Raw genomic sequence first — 19,221 nt, 5'->3', positions numbered from 1 at the left:
ATGCTAAGTAAATCACAAGTTATGCGTGGTCTACAATGTGAAAAATCATTGTGGCTTTCGAAAAATAAACCTGAATTACGCCAATTGCCAAGCAAAGTTGTAGGTGTTTTTGATCAAGGCGGTACGGTTGGTGATTTAGCTAAAAAATTATTCCCCAATGGAAAACTCATTTCGTTTGATGGCAAGAACTTAAACAAAATGGTCCAAGAGACGCAGCAAGCAATTTGTGAAGGTATAAAAACTATTTACAAAGCTACTTTTATCTCTAACGGAATATTCTCCTGCATTGATATTTTACATCATGATCATACTGGCTGGCACATATACGAAGTTAAAGCATCGACTAAGGTTAAATGGATTAATATCACTGAGGCGGGCACTCAATATTTGTCAGTAAAAACATTTTTAAATATTCAATCTATTAATATAATTTATATCAACAATAAGTATGAATTTAATGAATTTAATGAATTTAATGAATTTAATGAATTTAATGAATTTAATGAATTTAATGAATTTAATGAATTTAATGAATTTAATGAATTTAATGAATTTAATGAATTTAATGAATGTTTGAATGTTGATGCATTATTTCACATACAGAACATAACTGACAAAGTAAATGAGCAAACTAGTGGGCTTGCAATAAAGGTTAGACAACTCCAAAACATCGTTAGTTTGAATCAAGTGCCAGATATTGATATAGGAACTTATTGCGCCAGCCCTTATCCATGCGATTTTTCGAAGTATTGCAAAAAACATTTGCCGAAAGACTCTGTATTCAAGATTTACCGTATGAACACGGTAAAGAAATATCAGTTGTATTACGATGGTGTAGTTTCATATCAACAGGCTAAAGAAAATGCACCTTTAAATAAAATGCAACAATTACAAATTGATGCCTATTTGAACAATACGATTCACGTTGAACCTAAAAAAATAGAAAATTTTATCAACAAAATTACCTACCCAATAAGTTATTTTGATTTTGAAACATTTAATGAGGCAATTCCTCGGTTTAAGGGGCAACGTCCTTATATGCAAATTCCATTTCAATACTCTCTTCATATTGAGAATAGTGTTGGTGAATTAAAGCATAAAGAGTTTTTGGCTGACGAAAATACAGACCCTCGTTTGCCATTAATTAAAGCAATGCTAAATGACTTTCCCTGCCAAGGTTCTATCATGGCTTTCAATCAATCATTTGAAATATCTAGGATTAAAGAGCTGGCAAGAGCATTTCCAGAGTATAAAAATGCATTAGAATCCCTAATACCTAGGTTTGTAGATTTAATTGTTCCTTTTAGGAACCTAGGTTATTACCACCCAAATTTTCATGGTAGCTTTTCTATAAAATCAATACTACCTGCACTTTTTCCTGATGATAGTGAGCTAGATTATAAGGCATTAACTATTAAAAATGGCGGCATGGCTATGGATACTTTTGCTAATCTACATCGATTAAAAGATAAAGAGCAACTTACTGAAATCAGAGAAGCATTATTAACTTATTGCAAGCTAGATACGTGGGCAATGGTTAAAATATACAATAAATTACTTTCTGAATTTCAACGTTAACTTCAGTAAGCGTAAATAACTTACACCCTAATTAGGACCTTACATGTTTATGACTATAGCCTCGTTTAATTTTTTTATTATTCTTTCTTTGATACTTATTGGCGCTATAATTTTTATATGCTGAATTTGACTTTGTAACCAGTTTTCAAGTTCTAGATTATATGGCACGTCAGCCTGAACTCTTGCCCAAGTGTCATTGAGATGTGTTAATTTTTGGCTCTCTGTTAAAGTATTCTCAGTCAGTAAACCTTTTACATAACCTTTAACCTCTATGACGAGTTTGATATTTTTCTTTGAAAGAGAAACAGCAACTGCCTGTTTATTAATATATGACTGTAGATCAATACTTAACTGATGCTTTTCATTAGTTACAATAGCTTCATGTATGCGATGCACAAGCAAATTCCTTAGGTTCTCATAGCCTTCATATTGGCAAACTAGCACCAACTTACAGTCTCTAACGAGTATGCCAACGGGCTTTATCCTATAAAATTTATTCTTTTTATGGTAACGAATTTCAAGACACTTTTGTTCAAGCAACGCAGTATAAATATTATTGATTACCACTTGGTCTACATTTATAGGTTTGAAACTTAACGAAGATGGTATTTCTTTTATTAAATTGGGCCATTGTGCCAATGAGGATTTTTGGCGAAGTATGTGGTCAGATTTTATAAATAATGCAGACAGTTTTTCAAACGTTTGGCTTGGCAAAAAATTGTGTAAATGGGTCTGAACCATTTTTAATGATAGTGCTTCTTCTATACCTATAGAGGGGATGAACTGGTATGGTGAATCATAAGAAAATGACCATTTATAGCCTTCTGGAGAGTCGCCAAACGTAAGGCCAAAGATATTTGTTAATTCCATTAAATCTCGTTCTACTGTGCGCCTAGTTACTTCCATTTCAGGCTGATCACATAAATGCCTATGAATATCTTTAGTTAATATCCATTTAGGTGCTACGGGAATAATTTTAAGCATAGTTAAAATTCGAATGAGTGCTTTAGTTTTTGAGGCAGGCATAAAAAACCGATGACTTATGAAGACTTTTAAAGTTTGATAAATAACATACCAAGCGACCTATTTTGTCGCAACTAGTATTTATTATACATGGCACTTTATTGAATGCGTTATGACTTTGGTGTTGAGAAACTAATATCGATGGTTTACATTGCCTTGCGGCTAATAATAGTAAGGAAATTAATTGGGTATAGTATCCGATGATTTTAAGTTTATAGCGAAAACTAAGAAGATTCGCTATTGGGAAACTAACAAATGTCCAAAATGTAAAGAAGGGGCAGGGTTTATGTTTATGCGTGGGCAAGTTTATCGTGACGATAGCTGTGATTGTAGTTCTAGAGATTTAAGTAGGCAATCAAATTGGGGTGAAGTCGCTGAGTATTATAACAATACGGCATGTGAAGGATCATTGAAGAAATACCAACTATTTTGGATGTTGGACTGAGTGACTCTACGCTATAGAATTTAAATTAATTAAACGGAGTATAAGGTGATCGAACTAGACTTTACCGATTTTTATGATGAAATAGATAAATTCACTGTCTTGCCCGGAAAAATAGACGAGCTTTCAATTACTGCTTTTCAAGCTGTTTACGGATCTGATGCAGCAGCTAAAGCGGAAAATATCATTTATATTTTCATGAGCGAAAAACCTGTACCTCGCTTAGTTGGTGATAGTCGTGTTTTATATATCGGTTATACTACCAAAAGCTTTCGTACAAGACGATATAAGGATGCAAAGATACATGCTGAATCAAAAGCTAATAGCCTAAAATACTCTTCAATTTTAAAAAATTATGATGCAATTAGCGTTAGAGTTTATGATTACAAAAGATATGGTAATAGCGCTCAAGAAGCTGAGCAGCAGTTACTTTGGTGGTACTTTCAAAACCATTGTGAATACCCACCAATTAACTATACAAAAACAAAAGTAAGAAATGATAAAGTTATAGTTGGTTAAAATATAATAAGTGGGGTCTCGTCGGATTCAGAGTAAACGTTATTCTGACCGTGTTTTAATATGAACAATGCTGGCTTTCACAGGGTATTCCATCTCTATCACCGTCCATTTTTGTATTGGGACAATTTCTGATGTAAAACTTAGCTTCGGCGCAGGATCGCATTTGGCTACAATGGGTTTTTCCTGCTTCGCAGCGAAATGATTGTGATGTTAAAGGTGTGCTTGGTTCGGTTGTTGCTACCCATTCCCGTTTTTGGGCTATTGGGCGTACGGAGTGGTTGCTCTGTCGTGAAGGCGTTGCAGTTTCTTCCCACTGCATGCTCTCAATATCTTCATTGGTGAGAACTGGTGTTTCAGATAATTGCTGGTATTTTGAGTAGCCAAATACAGCAATAAGTATCAGTGTTAGCGGGAGTAATTTTGAAAAAATTGAACGAGGCTGGCGATAGTTTTGGTGTTGGTATTTAGTGCGGCTTGGAGGGTGTAACAGATTCTGTGTAACTGCAATTTAGTTAATATGCTTCACAATTCTGTCTTCGAACTCAATAATAAATCGGCTCATCGCAGTACGCCAGTTTCGGATGGGCATGGTCCATTTTTTACTGGCTTCTTTTATCGCAAGGTAAATCATTTTCTTGGCCGAGTCATCATTAGGAAATACCTTACGTTTTTTCAACGCTCGTCTAATCACGCTATTTAACGACTCTATAGCATTGGTTGTGTAAATGGCCTTACGAATATCCTGAGGATAATTGAAAAACGTATTTAAGTTGTGCCAATGATTATGCCATGACTTGCTGATTTGGGGGTATTGCTCATCCCAGGTATCGCTGAAACGGTCTAATTCAAGTAAAGCTTCCTCCTCCGTTGTTGATTGGTAGATGCTTTTAAGGTCCGCAGTGACTGCCTTGTAGTCTTTCCACGATACGTACTTTAATGAATTTCTGACCATATGTACGATACAGAGCTGTACATGAGTATCTGGATAAACGGTATTGATAGCATCAGGGAAGCCTTTTAAGCCATCAACACAAGCGATGAGAATATCCTCAACGCCTCGTTGCTGTAGTTCAGTGAGGACACCTAACCAAAATTTAGCCCCTTCATTTTCAGCTATCCAAAGCCCCATTAGCTCTTTGTGACCTTCAAGGTTAATGCCTAACGCTAAGAAAATAGATTTGTTAATAACGCGCTTATCCTGACGGATTTTTACGACGATACAATCAAGGTAAACGATTGGGTAAATGGCATCTAAAGGTCGACTTTGCCATTCAATAACTTGCTCTAGAACGGCGTTGGTAACGCGAGAAACTAACGTGGGTGATATCTCTGCGCCGTACCATTCATCAAAGGCTTGAACGATATCACGAGTACTCATGCCTTGAGCGTAGAGCCACAATATTTTATCGTCCATAGAGGTAAATCTGGACTGGTGTTTTTTAACTAACTGAGGTTCGAAACTGCCTTCACGGTCTCGCGGCGTATCAAGCTCAAATTGACCATCTTCAGTTTGAATGCGCTTGCTGGTTTTACCGTTACGGCTATTAGCAGAAGTCGATTTATGGTATTTCTCATAGCCCAGGTGGTCATCCATTTCGGCATTAAGAGCGGCTTCGACCGTTATCTTTTTGAGCATCTGACTGAATTGGTTTAAGTCTTCTGGTGTTTTAATGCTTTTAGCAGCTTCTTTAGCAAAAGCTTCAATATCTTTTTTGTTCATGAGTATCTGCCTATCCTTGACTCTCTATAGAGTACGTGTTGATAAGCAGTTACACAAAATTAGTTACAGTCTCGCGGCTTGGCTTTGTAGCATTAGAAATAACTGCAACCCCTGTGATACTGGCTTTTATAGCTCTAACTTTACCGTCACTTTGCAGCTCACGCTGATATATGATCTCATCACCCACAAGTGGCTTTCTTGCCATGTGTTTAAGTGCTGAAATATGGATAAATACATCTGATGTATCACTGTTAGCCATTGGTTTGATAAAACCAAATCCTTTGTCATCGTTCCAGCGTACAAGATTGCCTTTTTCCATGAACTCCGTTTCCTTAGTGTGTATCTCTAAAAATCTAATTTGCTGTCTGCTAAATCAACTGATTCTCAAAGCTGCAATCTTGGCAGTGTAGGGTGTATGTTTCTTTGCGTTTAGTGACTCTAGTATTTTTACTATGGCACTGCGGGCAGGGCTGTTTCATTGGTGTATTTTTAGTGCACTGATTGCAGTTGATGTAGTAACCGTACTTGCCATACATTGGGGTGATATTGCTTGTTTCACCGCAATGTTTACAGCTTAGGCTGGCTTGAGCTGCTGGTTGAGTTTCAGCTAATGGGGTACTGTTGTGAGCTGTTGTTTGAGTTTGTTGCTGTTGTTGTGCTTGTTGCAGGGGCTCTAGCGCTGTAGTGACCACTGCACTTGTTTGGCTATTGCCATCGATATGCTGGCTTATGATGAACTGGCCGATTGAGTCGAGTTCTTCTTGATTGAAGTAAGCTCGGGTGTCATAAACATTAACGACTCGTATGAATTTGTTTTTTAAATTCATTATTTTTTTGAGCTTATCCACCAAAAACTCAGATTTGACTAACTTGTCAGACACTTTTTGGGGCATGGTGTTTCTATCAATGATCGCATCACTTGATACTACACAGATATGATCCCAACAACGGCCACCGAACCCTTGTTTTATTCCCATGAATCTTTCTAATATTTCAAGTCGATGATGATCGAGTAATGCATGAAATAAATCTTGTTGTAGCTCTACTTGCTTGATGGGCGAGGGGATGCCTGACCATTGGTTGTTATAGCTGCGAGTCCATTCTTGTTGCTGATTGACCTTTACATGGCCTTTAATGCTTTTTGATTCGATTAATACAAAGCCATAGGGGTAAACGATCAAGTGATCGATCTGGGCGACTTCATCATTAAAACTAAATTTGAAATCATTGATCACCAGTATTTCGGGGTTGTCTTTAAAGGCGCGGCGTAAAAAGAAGGCCACGTTTTGCTCTTGCTTTTGACCCGCTATCGCTTGCGGTGAAGTGGTGTTTTGCAGCGTTTTCGTTTTGAGTATCATTTATCAACAGCATCCATTCATAACTTGATAAAAATCATTACCATAATACCCAATTATAGATTGATAAAGCTATGATTATTGATTGAATTTGTATAAAAATAGCAGTCAATTTAACCCTTTTATAAAATCATCTTCCACTACACGCATCCACGGTTAATAGCTTTGCGTAACGGTTACTGGCTTTGAGTAAAAGCCGTGAGAGTTATACCAATGTTTATGGCATACTGGTTTCATGCTATGGATCATTCTAATTATTGTCATTGCGGGCTGCGTATTCTTGCCCGGCTTGTGGGTTAAGCACATCATGAGCAAGTACCAGCAGCCAGCTGATCGCTACCGTCATCAAGGTAGCGGTGGTGAACTTGCTCGCCATATTCTAGATCGTTTTGGCCTAAATGACGTTAAGGTTGAAGAGACGCCTGACGGCGATCATTATGATCCCGCCGCTAAGACTGTTCGCCTTACGCCGGATAACTATTCCGGTTACTCCCTGACTGCTGTGACTGTCGCTGCCCACGAGGTAGGGCATGCGCTACAGGATTCTCGCGGCGAGTCTTTGTTTTTGATGCGACAGAAGCTCGCTAGAACCGCTATGGTCGGTGAGCGTATTGCCGGCATGATGATGTTCGCGGCGCCAGTGGTCTTTATGCTCACTCGTATACCGCAGGCTGGCGCGTTGACCATATTAATTGGCGTGCTGTCGATGGGGTTGAGCACTGTTGTGCATCTGGTGACCTTGCCGGTGGAGTTTGACGCCAGTTATGGCAAGGCGCTGCCCATACTTAAAGAGGGCAAGTATCTGCATGACGGTGACCTAAAGCATGCGGAGAAGATTCTCAAAGCGGCGGCGCTGACCTACGTTGCTGGCTCGCTAGCAAGCTTGCTCAATCTTGGCCGCTGGATAGCGGTGCTGCGTCGCTAATAGAATAAGTGGGGATTCGTCAGGGTCAGAGTAAATTTTTTTCAATTTCATTCCTTGCTTCATAGCCTAAACTCAATCGCTAATTTAGCGATTAGATACAAAAAATGGTTGAAATATGGCTTAATAATCAATAACGCAACTGCTGGTTGACAGAATAACAAGCTGGCTTGCTAGTGAGCAACTGGCTGATTTCTTATGCTTGCTGCTCAATTATTGATTAAAAGGACTCACTAATGATACTTGCAGATAAGATTATTAGATTAAGGAAGAAACTGGGCTGGTCGCAGGAAGAGTTGGCGGAGAAAATGAATGTTTCTCGTCAGTCTGTTTCTAAATGGGAAGGGGCAAATAGCATTCCTGATTTAAATAAAATCATTATGCTTTCACAGATTTTTGATGTGTCTACAGACTTCTTACTAAAGGACGAGAACGAGGAATTTGAAGTTGCTACTGAAGCCAAAGAACTAGGCATTAACCATATTACCCTAGAGCAAGCGACTGAGTATGTTGAGCATAAAATCGCAATGACGAATCTTGTTTCTAAAGGCGTGGTTTTGTGTGTGTGTTCTGCAATGCCGTTGTTTTTCTTTATGGCGATGGCGGAAACGAATCGATTTAACATGACGGGTGATATAGCAGCGGCATTGGGTATTGTGAGTGTGTTGATTTTGGTGTCAGTTGGAGTGAGCTTTTTTATCAAGACAAACCAATATCAAGATGAAATAGCGGCGATAGAAGATGAACCATTTGAACTCGCTTATGGTGTTCACAGCGTGTTTCATGAAAAGCGTAAACAGTTTAGGCCAGCTTATAATTTGCGCTTATCTGTAGGTATTTTCTGTTTTATTGTTAGCTTTGTTCCGCTGCTGTGCGTGAGTATTTTTTCTTTTGAGCAAGACATCGTTTTATTAATGATAGATGTACTGCTTTTTATCATTGCAGTTGGCCTATTCATTATTTTACCGGTTTCAGCAAAATATGATGCCTATAGCAATGTATTGAAAGAAGCCGTTAAAGAGACAGAGACAACTAGACGTACTAAACGAGCCGAGAAGTTGGCTGGATTTTATTGGCCCTTGCTCATTGCTATCTATCTTGGCTGGAGCTTTTGGACAATGGCTTGGGGCATCACTTGGATTATTTGGCCTGTTGGCGCCGTGCTGTTTGCCGCACTCGTTGGCTTGATGGAATTACTTCACAAAGACACGCCTTAATTAATACGTGGGAAATAAGACGTGGGAAATCAGGGTGCGAAGTTAAATTAAGTCGGGTCAGAGTAAACTTTTATCCTGACCTTTAGGCATTAGTTACACCACTGCCTTTCGCAGGGGGCGCCATCGTTATTACCATCCATTTTGGTACCAGGGCAGTACTTTGTTGTAATACATTGCCTCATCACATGACCGAATATGGCTACAGTGGGTTTTGCCTGCCTCATAGCGAAAATTCTGTACCGGCTTAAACTCCATTTGTTCAATGTCTTGGTTTGTCAGTACTGGCGTTGAATAAGTGGGGTCAGAGTAAACTTTTCAAAATCCCATATTAATAATATGAAAAAGAAAGCCCCTATACCTAACGATATAGCTTTTTGGATTTTAGTGGTGAAGAGCTGTTTCTTTAAAGTTTATTCTGAACCAGGGTCATAAGCCGTGTTCACGCTGATAAAATAGGTTGTTTTCTAGCATTTCTATCACGGTTAAATCCAGCTCTTTATTTGATGGCTCCTTACCTTCATTATCGAACTTATCAAAATAAATAAGCAAATCATAATTAATAAGGTTCGCTCGTTCTTGACAGTATCTTTCTGATTTCACCCATATTACTGGAGTACCTCTAGTTGGAGAGTCATACCAAGTACAATGCGAATATCCATGACCTCTTAACTGTGAACCTATCCAAAAGCTATATATGATACTGGCAACGATCATTACTGGTATTGAAATGATCGCTACTTTAATAAATAGCTTCATTACATGATCTTTAAATTTATCCATAATCACGAGGACAAGCATGTAATTCAAAACTGCAAGAACAGGAAAAAAGAAAATTGAACCAAAAGCGAGGTCTCTATTACCAATATAAATATGTCCATCTCTTATTTTAGCTATATTGCTGATCTCTTCAAAAAAAATGCTGCCGCAAACGTAAAACATAAAAGAAAAAATAGAGATTAATACTACCGACAATACTTTTAACTGCCTTTTACTCACAGGCTTTTCAATGTAGTTTCTATTGTTCATCTTAGGCTTGAACCTTGGTATGGAATTCCAAATAGCTTATGCATAAACAATATCGGATCATCGTGATATTGCTTGTTAATGTCTTGCAGCTGGTAATTTAAATTTGAGGTGGTGGTTAGTATATTTTTTTCCATATTGATTAAAGCATCAGCTATTCGATTAGACCAATATTTAGTATCAATAAACATCGAGCTAAATAAGCCAATAACAGTACCTACAACAACAATAACAACTAGCCCACTGACAACGACAGTTGTGACAGCTGCCGCAACCGTTAACAGTGCCCAAGAAATTGCCATGCTACCAACAGCTATAGCTATATCGACAGCCATACCGCCAATAAAGTGATGCCAAGTTTTTTGGTCATTCATCAATTGGTCAAATGAATGAAATACAGCTGAGATTATGATAGTTAGAACACCGCCATTAGTTATCGTTTTCAAGCCGCCTAATTTCCCTACCCCCATTGAAATAACTTTTGGATTGTTAGCCAAATATCTTGTTCCAGTTAGATCTTGTCTAAGGCCTGCATAACCTTGAAAGATAATATGTAATTTACCTGAATAAGTTGCTATTTTAAACGTGCTGAAAACATCGCCACTTCGCTTCATTTCGATCGCTAATGCATTGAGTGCAATGGAATCATCTATAACGGGTATGAACCCTGAACCTGTTTTAATCCTGTCTCGGTGCTTGTCCCAATATTGTTTACCCAAAGCAGAGGCTCTAGAAATAAGTTCACCAACCTCATTTACAGCTTGTTCTTTGCTCATTCCCTGCTTTTGTTTACGACTTATACTGAGTTCAATAAATTCGGCCGAACTCATTTGTACTAGGATGTGTGCATTTTCTGAAAGTACTCTAGTGAGCTGTTTCTTTCTTTGAAAAATATTGAGGGCCTTATTGGCGTAGGCAGACATAAATATCCTTATAATCAAAATTCATTAATCCTTTAACGAGTTATGATTCTACCCTTGTGACTAACTTATGCAATATACCCGTAATGATTAGCTAGATAGGGTTGCATACCAATTAGGATGTTTTTTATGTCTATTAAATATATGAGATCCCTGAAGCAGATAAATAATTGGGTCAGAGTAAACCTTCTGTTAGTCAATCTCCAATGAGGCTGTAGGGGCGAGATTTTTACGTTTAAGATATTGAATTAATTTAATAAAAATTTAAAGAGCTAATCAGCATTGAAATTGATGGGTTTTTAATCAAAACAATGTTAGCTGCTTAAGTTAACACTTGCGGTTTTTTATTCTGTTAATTGATGTTTTATTGATTTAATCATCTATTGCTTATATTGGTTTTGCAGTAAAGTGCGCGCAATTATAGCTTGGGAGGATTTATGGTAACAATTGAGTTAGTGGTGGTATTAGCTGCCATCTTTATCGGCGCACGGATAGGCGGCATTGGTATTGGCTTTGCTGGTGGTTTTGGTGTGTTGGTGTTAACTCTTGGCTTAGGTATGACCCCAGGCACCATTCCTATTGATGTGATTCTGATTATCATGTCGGTCATTGCGGCTATCGCGGCGATGCAAGTTGCAGGTGGATTGCAATTTTTGGTAAATATCGCTGAACGTGTTTTACGTAAAAATCCTAAGCAGGTTACTTTTTTAGCCCCTATTGTCACTTATACCATGACGCTGTTTGCGGGTACGGGCCACACCGCGTTTTCGACCTTGCCTGTCATCGCTGAGGTGGCGAAAGAGCAGGGCATTCGTCCTTCACGGCCATTAAGTATTGCAGTTGTTGCCTCTCAAATTGCGATTACGGCTTCACCTATTTCAGCTGCGGTTGTGCTAATGAGCGGCATGCTTGAAAGCAAAGGGGTGGGCTATATCAGCTTATTGATGATTTGTATCCCCGCTACTTTTATTGCTTGTATGGTCGGCGCTTTTGTTGCCCAATTTATGGGTAAAGAGTTGAAAGATGACCCCGTTTATCAAGACCGTTTAGCTCATGGCTTAGTGAGCAAACGCGAGGTGAACAGCACTGAGTTACCAGCAGGGGCTAAGCGTTCGGTGATGGTTTTTCTGGTAGCAATTGTGGCAGTGGTGTTTTACGCCACGGCGATTAGTGATGCTGTAGGTCTTATTGATAATCCGACATTGCCGCGAAATGAAGCCATTATGGTGTTTATGCTAACGGCAGCCACGGCTATTACGCTGTTTTGTAAAGTGGATACAGCTGAGGTGCTTAATGCGGCGACCTTTAAATCGGGCATGAGTGCGTGTATTTGTGTATTAGGTGTTGCGTGGCTAGGTGACACCTTTGTTGCAGGGCATTTAGAAGAGATTAAAGCGCTATCGGGTGGCTTGCTAGAAGAGCACTCGTGGATGTTGGCGATCATTTTGTTTTTAGCCAGCATGTTGTTGTACTCGCAAGCCGCAACCACAGCGGCGTTAATGCCATCGGCATTTATGCTAGGGGTTAGCCCTGAGGCTGCTATTGCTTCTTTTGCTGCGGTGAGTGCCTTATTTGTATTGCCAACTTATCCAACCTTGTTGGCGGCTGTTGAAATGGATGACACAGGTTCTACCCGTATTGGCCAGTGGGTATTTAACCATCCTTTTGTGGTACCCGGTGTGGTGACGATTGTTAGCTCGGTGATGATTGGATTTGTATTAGCTGAGATTATTTTGTAGGTGTATTTATTGTCTGCTTAAGGCGTTTCTTTGGATCAATAATGCAGCATGCTTTCAGGTGTCAGCTTTAATGCCGACAAACTGCAAGCCGAAAAAAGCCCCGATGCTTAACCGTATCGAGGCTTTTTTTTATTTGGATTTGCAACTTAAGGTCAGCAGCTACTTTGTGCGACTAATTTTATCCAAGTAGCCCATGGCAAAGGCCGATAATACAAAGGTAATGTGGATCAGTAAGTACCACATGATTTTGTCGTTATCGATATTTTCGGCATTCATAAAAACTTTAAGTAAATGAATTGACGATATGGCCACAATTGATGCGGCTACCTTGTTTTTAAGTGAGCCTGAATCCATTTTTCCAAGCCAGCTTAGTTTGTCACTGTTTTCGCCCACATCTAGCTGTGAAACGAAGTTTTCATAGCCTGAAAACATCACCATCACCAGAAGGCCGCCCACTAAAGTGATATCGATTAGCGATAGTGTAATCAGGATCAGGTCAACTTCTTTCATCTCAAAAATCATCGGTAGGATGTGAAAAATCTCTTGAAAGAACTTGATACCTAACGCAAATAGGACAAGGCTTAAACCTAAATAAATCGGTGCCATGATCCAGCGTGATGCATACATTAATTTTTCAAACACTTTTTCCATATATAGTTAACCTTTCAGATAAAAAACGCTGCAATCAATCAAGTTGATGATTGTTAAATCAAAACAGAGTGCACTTTAACTGTGCTTACCTACACTAGCAAGCGAGATCATCTCCCCACTTACCCAACTTGTACATTATCAAACAGGCTTAATCATGTTTAAGACTGACTTTTCGGCGCCGCAGTGACACTTGCGGTCAATTAATAGACACTCCTGCATTCGGTTGCTACTTTTTATTAACGGTACACAGCGATTAATAAAGAGTTGTCTATGTTACGTCGTAATTTTTTAAGTCGAATGGGTTTAGCCTTAGCTGGAAGTGTCATTGGGACAAGCATAGGCAATGCAGCTGATGCCGCTGCTGAGGGCAATAAAGCAGCGTTAATGCCTGATAATATCAATGCTGGAGATTGGACTGCGCTGCGACAGCTTTTCCCCTTAACTGACGATTACATTCACCTTTCTACCTTTTTGTTGGCTTCTCACCCTAAACCTGTGGCAGATGAAATTGAGCGACACCGCAAAGGCTTAGATGCCAATCCTTCAGATTATTGGCATAAACACTTTGAAACCATTGATGGAAAAATATCCGCTGCGGCAGCAAGCTATATGGGTGGTGAAGCCGAACAAATTGCCCTCACTGACAGTACAACGATGGGGTTATCTTTGGTATACAGCGGGCTTAAATTACGCCCTAATGATGAAGTAGTGCAAACCGTACACGATCATTACTCTACCGATCTGTCTTTAAAACTGCGTGCAGAAAGAACAGGGGCTAACGTGCGCCGTATTACGTTATATGACACCCCTGCCACAGTGACAAGCTTGCAAGTTATCGATAACTTGGCAAAGGCCATTAATCAAAAGACTAAGGTGGTGGCTGTGACTTGGGTTCACTCTTCCACTGGGGTTAAATTACCTATCCGCGCTATGGCAGATGTGATTGCCAAAGCCAACAGCTCACGTTCTGAAGCTGATAAAATCCTATTTTGTGTCGATGGCGTACATGGCTTTGGCATCGAGGATGTTGATGTGAGTACATTAGGCTGTGATTTTTTTATTGCTGGCACTCATAAGTGGATCTTTGGCCCACGTGGCACTGGCATTATATGGGGCTCAAAGCGCGGCTGGAATAACTGCAGCGCAGTGATCCCAAGTTTCAGCCTATCCTACGATGTGTGGCTAGGTAATAGCACCCAAGCGCAAGTACCAATGGGTGAACATATGTCACCAGGAGGCTTTCACTCCTTTGAACATCGCTGGGCATTGCCTGCAGCGTTTGAGCTACATATGCGTTTGGGTAAAGCCAATGTGCAACAGCGTATTCATCAGCTCAATACCCAAACCAAGCAAGGCTTGGCAAAAATGTCACATGTCACCTTGTATACGCCAATGGCCACTGAACTATCATCGGGGCTGGTGTGTTTTGATGTCGATGGTTTGTCACCGCAACAGGTGGTAGAGCATATGCACACTAAGGGCATCATTATGAGCTCGACGCCTTATCGTGACTCATACGCGCGTTTTGCGCCGAGCTTAATTAATAACGAAGCCGAGATTGATAAAGCACTCTCTGAGATACAAGCGTTGGCATAAGGTTTTGCTTTTAAAAAGTGTCATAAGTGCAAGTCAGTGTAATAACGGGGGGGCAGAATCCACGGTTGCTAGCGAGCCATAACATATAGGCTCCAGCAGCTACTACATGAACAAGGGAGTGAACATGAGCAGGGTTTATGTGATGCTGCGCTTGCTATGGTGGTGTTATAAGTCATCTTGAGTGACAGCTTAAATGTTCTCATCTACACTGCAGGCTAAGGTTAGCGAGTTGTCTGAGAGCATTTTGTGCTTACAAGACAGCGAATAAAATGAAGCATTATTTTAAAGAGCGAGTAGTAAACACAATGATTAAATTTAAGCTTATGTTTAGTGTGTTACTCCTTGCTATGGCAACAGGTTGTTCATCACGAGTGCCCATCGATGCTTCTAAAACAACACAATATTCAACATCTCATGTGCTAGCAGGGCAAGCTTCTTGGTATGGCAGTAAATTTCACGGCAGACTGACGGCAAGTGGTGAAAAATACAATATGAGAGCCTATACTGCAGCCCATAAAACCTTGCCATTTGGCACTATAGTGAGGGTGACCAATACCGGCAATAATAAAAGCATCGATGTAAAAATTAACGATCGCGGCCCATTTGTTAAAGGCCGAGTGATCGATCTTTCTCAAAAAGCGTTTCAACAAATAGCCAGTAGCGATCAAGGGATTGTAGCGATCAAAATTGACATTCTAGACGACAGTAATACCTTTAGATACAAACATTAATCTTGCCATCGCGAGCCACTATTTGACTCTGTTTAACTAGGCTCAACATCTTAGTTAATCTCTCTGTTCTTTATGACCTATCTCGCGTCATTTGTTTAAAGCTCTTCTCTTTAGCATTTAGCATTTAGCATTTAGCATTTAGCATTTAGCATTTAGCATTTAGCATAGCCTATCAAAATAGGTTTTTTAGCTGACTAAATCGAGATTGCTGAGTCTGCACTTATGCGCTTATGCCACCCAATATGTTGGGCATCGGCAAACTGTGTAATAACTTCTTCTTATAAATCGCCCTAAAAACGATCAAACGCATGAAATAACAGTAAAAAGCCTGATAGGCGAACGCCTTGTGCATTTAGTTTTCTTACAGTATTTACATAATTGTCGATAGTTCTTTTCATCTTCATAAAATTAGAGTTATTATTCTAATTTGTATGGGATGTAACCGCGTTACTGATTAATCAGCTTAAAAATACACTAGATCTTGGCTGCGAATAGCTATGTTTAGTTAGCGCTGCGGTATCTGTCTGCAATTGCTGATGCATTTAACTCGGTATAAAAATTTTTAACGGTATTAATTGATAAAAGCGCAAACGCCAGCAGGGTGTTTGTAGATGTACTTCAACATAAAAATGGATATGTATGAAAAAAATAATAATTAGGATCTTAGTGATCGTACTGGTTGTACTTTCTCCCATTCTGTATCTCGCAGGCACATTTGTTTTTACAGGCCCGATGCCAGATGATGAATTTCAGCAACAACTACCTACGATAGTAAAAAACCTTGAAGTAAAAATGGATGGTGAGGGTGAAGAGACCATAGTCATGATCCACGGTTATCCTGATAGTTTAGAGCTGTGGGACAAGCAAGTTGAATATTTAAAGCAAGACTATCGGATTGCTCGATTTACTTTGCCGGGGTTCGAGCTAGAAGATAATGGCCAAAGACCCGATTACAATATTCAGCAAATTCGCATGATTATGGATGCCTTTATCGAAAGTTTAGATAGAGATAAAGTGACTGTACTCGCTCATGACTGGGGCGCGTCTTATGCTTCACATTATCTTGCGCAAAATGACTTGGTCGACAGACTTATTCTTTTAGACATTGGCAGCTATGGTAACGAAAAATCACCAAGCATTAATGTTAAATACACCTTTGCCCTTGCGCTTGCTTGGGTTTTACCTGAATTTCTCGGTGAAAAATTAACGCTTTTTACTGCGGAAAACATATTAAAACTTGAACAGAATGTAGACGCGAATAAAAAAGTGGCTAATTTACGTTCTGATGCGCGTATGACTTACCCATACTGGCATTTATGGAACGCTATTTTATCAAAAGATTTACCCCAACGTGTTGCGGTGGAAGATTTTGGCACGCCTTTTCTTTTCATCTATGGCAAAGATAAGAATGTGTGGTTCCATGGTAAAGAGTGGTTGCAACAGGTTGTCGATTTGAATAAGGGTCAGGTTGAAGTGGTACCGGGCGGTCACTGGTTTATGGAGTCTTCTGCTGACTTAGTGAATCAAACTGTCGATGATTGGATACGTGCTAATTAAAAATAATAGTAATTGGTTAGCTATCACTAAGCCGATAGCGCCAGTAACTTAGTCACTGTGTTAAGAAAGGGGATACTTGTTGAGAGTATCCCCTTTTTTAGCATTTAGCCTGCGTCGATGCTGATACTTAGGTGGATTTAAATTTTGTTAAAACGTGCAGCTGGGATCTTGCGGCTTTATATCAGCGTTTTAGTTAACCTTGTGACCGCGCTTTAAAAGCGTAATTTCGTTTTAAGATAAAACTCAGTTAAGTTGATTACAATGTGAGACGATAAAATTATTGTCATGAATTGAACACTTAAAGAGGGTTTTATTATCAAAGATAATCACAGTTCAAACTCGTCTAGCCGTAAGCCTTGGGTGACTCTCGGCGTTATTGTATCCATAGTGATATTGTTTGCGGTGGTGTTTAATGTCATGCCCAAAGGGTTTAAAACCACCCATGAACAAATTGGCACAGGTAAGCCTGCATTTGTATTTGTTTATGATCCCAACCTTGCGGTGAGCAATAGCCAAACTGAACAAATGAATGAGACTCGCGATCAGATTAGTGAGCAAGCGTTTTTTTTGATCGCCAGAATAGGCACCCCAGAGGGTGATCAATTGATTGCCAAATACCGTGCTAGCCCTGCTGAAGTGCTATTGTTTGATCCCGCTGGTAACTTGGTTAAACGACAGTATGCATTGAGAACGGCTGCAGAGTTAATGCAGTGGGTTAACTAAATCAACTAGTAAGCTAAAGTAAGGCTTAAATCAGCCTTATTTTTACATATTAAAAAGCCTTGATAGCAAACACTATCAAGGCTTTGTTGTTTCTAGCTCATAGGCAAGTCATTGCCTTAAGTGGTCATCTTACTGGTTTACTGCTTATAGACTTGACCGTCTTTCATCACAAAGGTCACGTTTTCCATTAAGCTGATATTGCTGAGCGGATCGCCATTAACGGCGATAATGTCAGCTAAAAATCCTGCTTTAATCTGCCCGAGGTTGTCTTGCTTGAGTAAGGCGGCGCTATTGATGGTCGCGGCCTGTAAAGCTTGAACTGGGGTCATACCAAATGTCACCATACGTGAAAATTGCTTGCCGTTATCACCGTGGGGGTAAATAGCCGCATCTGAGCCAAATACCATGTTAGCACCAGCTTTTACCGCTGCTCTAAAGCTATCTCGCTGGGCTTGCGATACTAACTTTTCTTTATTGATGTTTGCTTCAGGTACACCATTAGCTGCGCCATAGGCGAGGGTGTATTCAGTGTTGTAGATATCACAAGAAAGGTAAGTACCAGCCTTTACAGCCATTTTTATTGCTTCTTTATCCATGAAACTACAATGTTCGATACTATCGACGCCCGCTCTGATCGATGCTTTAATACCGCTAGTGCCATGGGCATGGGAGGCAACCACTAAGCCACGCATGTGGGCTTCATCAACGGCTGATTTTATTTCTTCATAAGTTAGCTGTTGCACGCCGACTTTAGTGCCCTTAGAAAATACCCCGCCAGTGGCACACACTTTAATCGCATTAGCGCCATACTTGATATTTTCACGTACTTTAGCGCGCACAGCCCAAGGTCCATCAGCGACCCCTTGCGATTTTGATTTTTTTTCTGGGGATGAAAAGTTATCGTCGCAATGCCCGCCTGTAATACTAATCGGATGGCCAACAGCCCAAATTCTTGGCCCTGCAATTTCACCGGCATTAATGCCGTCGCGGGTGGCAATAACGGCGTAACCTGCAGCGCCTAAGTCCCGCACCGTGGTAAAGCCTGCCATTAAGGTTTTTTCGGCATTTTTAACCGCTTTAACGGTTTGGCGTGGAATAGAATAATTTTGCGAGGCTAAAAAATTATCCTCGGCATCACCGCTAAGGTGAACATGCATATCCATCATCCCAGGAAGTAAGGTTTTACCGCTTAAATCGATAAGCTTGTAATCATTATCTGTAGTGATTTTGGCTTGTTGGGTGACTTGGGTTATTTGATTGCCATTAATGACAATGGCCACGTCATTAATGGTTTTGCCTTTTACTACATCGACGTATGCATCAGCGATCAATAAGGTTTGTTGTGCCAGTGCTGGCACGCTTAGCGCCATCGAGATTGCCGCTGCTAAGCTGAATTTTGTTAGACCCTTTAATTGTTTATTTGGCTTTACCATCTGCGTGGTTTTCCTGTTTATTGTAGGTATAAGTAAGCGAGAAAACCATCATACGACAATTGTTAAGCTAGT

At 39.9% G+C, this 19,221-nt stretch carries 16 protein-coding genes and 2 pseudogenes; 9 read left to right on the top strand and 9 right to left on the bottom strand.

From position 1 onward, the window contains the following. The gene (locus BCU57_RS14405; protein ID WP_413211440.1) at positions 1–1,578 is read left to right on the top strand and encodes a DUF2779 domain-containing protein; all 1,578 of its coding nucleotides are present in this window, start codon (positions 1–3) and stop codon (positions 1,576–1,578) included. 39 nt (positions 1,579–1,617) lie between these two features. Here the strand turns inward: BCU57_RS14405 and BCU57_RS14400 are convergent, their stop codons facing one another. Further along, positions 1,618–2,604 carry a helix-turn-helix transcriptional regulator gene (locus BCU57_RS14400; protein WP_102437052.1) on the bottom strand — a complete coding sequence of 329 codons (987 nt, stop codon included), beginning with the start codon at positions 2,602–2,604 and terminating at the stop codon, positions 1,618–1,620. 487 nt (positions 2,605–3,091) lie between these two features. On the opposite strand from BCU57_RS14400, the gene BCU57_RS14395 reads away from it, so the two are divergent. After that, complete coding sequence (locus BCU57_RS14395) at positions 3,092–3,562, top strand: hypothetical protein (RefSeq protein WP_102437048.1); 471 nt, start codon at positions 3,092–3,094, stop codon at positions 3,560–3,562. A 55-nt stretch (positions 3,563–3,617) separates the two neighbouring features. On the opposite strand, the pseudogene BCU57_RS14390 reads toward BCU57_RS14395, so the two are convergent. From BCU57_RS14390 to BCU57_RS14375, 4 genes and pseudogenes are all read right to left on the bottom strand, one after another. Continuing rightward, positions 3,618–3,998 (bottom strand): annotated as a pseudogene (locus BCU57_RS14390) (excalibur calcium-binding domain-containing protein); the annotation flags it as partial. Positions 3,999–4,070: 72 nt separating this feature from the next. Next, a complete protein-coding gene (locus BCU57_RS14385) occupies positions 4,071–5,282 on the bottom strand; it encodes an IS256 family transposase (RefSeq protein ID WP_413211439.1) in 1,212 nt (403 codons plus the stop codon). 67 nt (positions 5,283–5,349) lie between these two features. Continuing rightward, a pseudogene (locus BCU57_RS14380) lies at positions 5,350–5,601 on the bottom strand (cold shock domain-containing protein); the annotation flags it as partial. Between the two features lie 49 nt (positions 5,602–5,650). Next, entirely contained in the window at positions 5,651–6,640 is a 990-nt protein-coding gene (locus BCU57_RS14375) for a nuclease-related domain-containing protein (RefSeq protein ID WP_102439304.1), read from the bottom strand. A gap of 232 nt (positions 6,641–6,872) precedes the next feature. Between BCU57_RS14375 and BCU57_RS14370 the strand changes: the two genes are divergently transcribed. Continuing rightward, on the top strand, positions 6,873–7,562 hold the full coding sequence (locus tag BCU57_RS14370; protein WP_102439305.1) for a zinc metallopeptidase: 690 nt from the start codon (positions 6,873–6,875) through the stop codon (positions 7,560–7,562). Positions 7,563–7,795: 233 nt separating this feature from the next. Further along, positions 7,796–8,776 (top strand): helix-turn-helix domain-containing protein, encoded by a 981-nt coding sequence (locus BCU57_RS14365; RefSeq protein WP_102439306.1) that lies wholly within the window; start codon positions 7,796–7,798, stop codon positions 8,774–8,776. Between the two features lie 426 nt (positions 8,777–9,202). Here the strand turns inward: BCU57_RS14365 and BCU57_RS14360 are convergent, their stop codons facing one another. Then, positions 9,203–9,802, bottom strand: a complete 600-nt coding sequence (locus BCU57_RS14360; protein WP_102439307.1) for a hypothetical protein — start codon at positions 9,800–9,802, stop codon at positions 9,203–9,205. Continuing rightward, positions 9,799–10,722, bottom strand: a complete 924-nt coding sequence (locus BCU57_RS14355) for a hypothetical protein (protein ID WP_102439308.1) — start codon at positions 10,720–10,722, stop codon at positions 9,799–9,801. Before BCU57_RS14355 ends, BCU57_RS14360 begins: the two co-directional genes overlap by 4 nt. Positions 10,723–11,156: 434 nt before the next feature. On the opposite strand from BCU57_RS14355, the gene BCU57_RS14350 reads away from it, so the two are divergent. Then, the gene (locus BCU57_RS14350) at positions 11,157–12,458 is read left to right on the top strand and encodes an anaerobic C4-dicarboxylate transporter (RefSeq protein ID WP_102439309.1); all 1,302 of its coding nucleotides are present in this window, start codon (positions 11,157–11,159) and stop codon (positions 12,456–12,458) included. 159 nt (positions 12,459–12,617) lie between these two features. Here the strand turns inward: BCU57_RS14350 and BCU57_RS14345 are convergent, their stop codons facing one another. After that, complete coding sequence (locus tag BCU57_RS14345; protein ID WP_102439310.1) at positions 12,618–13,109, bottom strand: TIGR00645 family protein; 492 nt, start codon at positions 13,107–13,109, stop codon at positions 12,618–12,620. Positions 13,110–13,379: 270 nt separating this feature from the next. On the opposite strand from BCU57_RS14345, the gene BCU57_RS14340 reads away from it, so the two are divergent. The 4 genes from BCU57_RS14340 (at position 13,380) to BCU57_RS14325 (ending at position 17,716) form a co-directional block, all read left to right on the top strand. Further along, positions 13,380–14,705: an aminotransferase class V-fold PLP-dependent enzyme gene (locus BCU57_RS14340; protein ID WP_102439311.1), complete on the top strand. Its 1,326-nt coding sequence runs from the start codon at positions 13,380–13,382 to the stop codon at positions 14,703–14,705. A gap of 305 nt (positions 14,706–15,010) precedes the next feature. Next, a complete protein-coding gene (locus tag BCU57_RS14335) occupies positions 15,011–15,436 on the top strand; it encodes a septal ring lytic transglycosylase RlpA family protein (RefSeq protein WP_102439325.1) in 426 nt (141 codons plus the stop codon). 639 nt (positions 15,437–16,075) lie between these two features. Beyond that, complete coding sequence (locus tag BCU57_RS14330) at positions 16,076–16,993, top strand: alpha/beta fold hydrolase (protein ID WP_102439312.1); 918 nt, start codon at positions 16,076–16,078, stop codon at positions 16,991–16,993. A 417-nt stretch (positions 16,994–17,410) separates the two neighbouring features. Further along, positions 17,411–17,716 carry a hypothetical protein gene (locus BCU57_RS14325; protein ID WP_241903535.1) on the top strand — a complete coding sequence of 102 codons (306 nt, stop codon included), beginning with the start codon at positions 17,411–17,413 and terminating at the stop codon, positions 17,714–17,716. Positions 17,717–17,853: 137 nt separating this feature from the next. Here BCU57_RS14325 and BCU57_RS14320 read toward each other — a convergent pair whose 3' ends face one another. Next, complete coding sequence (locus tag BCU57_RS14320; protein WP_241903536.1) at positions 17,854–19,086, bottom strand: metal-dependent hydrolase family protein; 1,233 nt, start codon at positions 19,084–19,086, stop codon at positions 17,854–17,856. Positions 19,087–19,221: the final 135 nt, after the last annotated feature.

The sequence above is a fragment of the Shewanella sp. 10N.286.48.B5 genome, from assembly GCF_002874355.2.
Classification (GTDB): Bacteria; Pseudomonadota; Gammaproteobacteria; order Enterobacterales; family Shewanellaceae; genus Shewanella.
The sequence above is the reverse complement of the archived record's forward strand: the minus strand, read 5'-3'. Positions and strand labels throughout refer to the sequence as shown.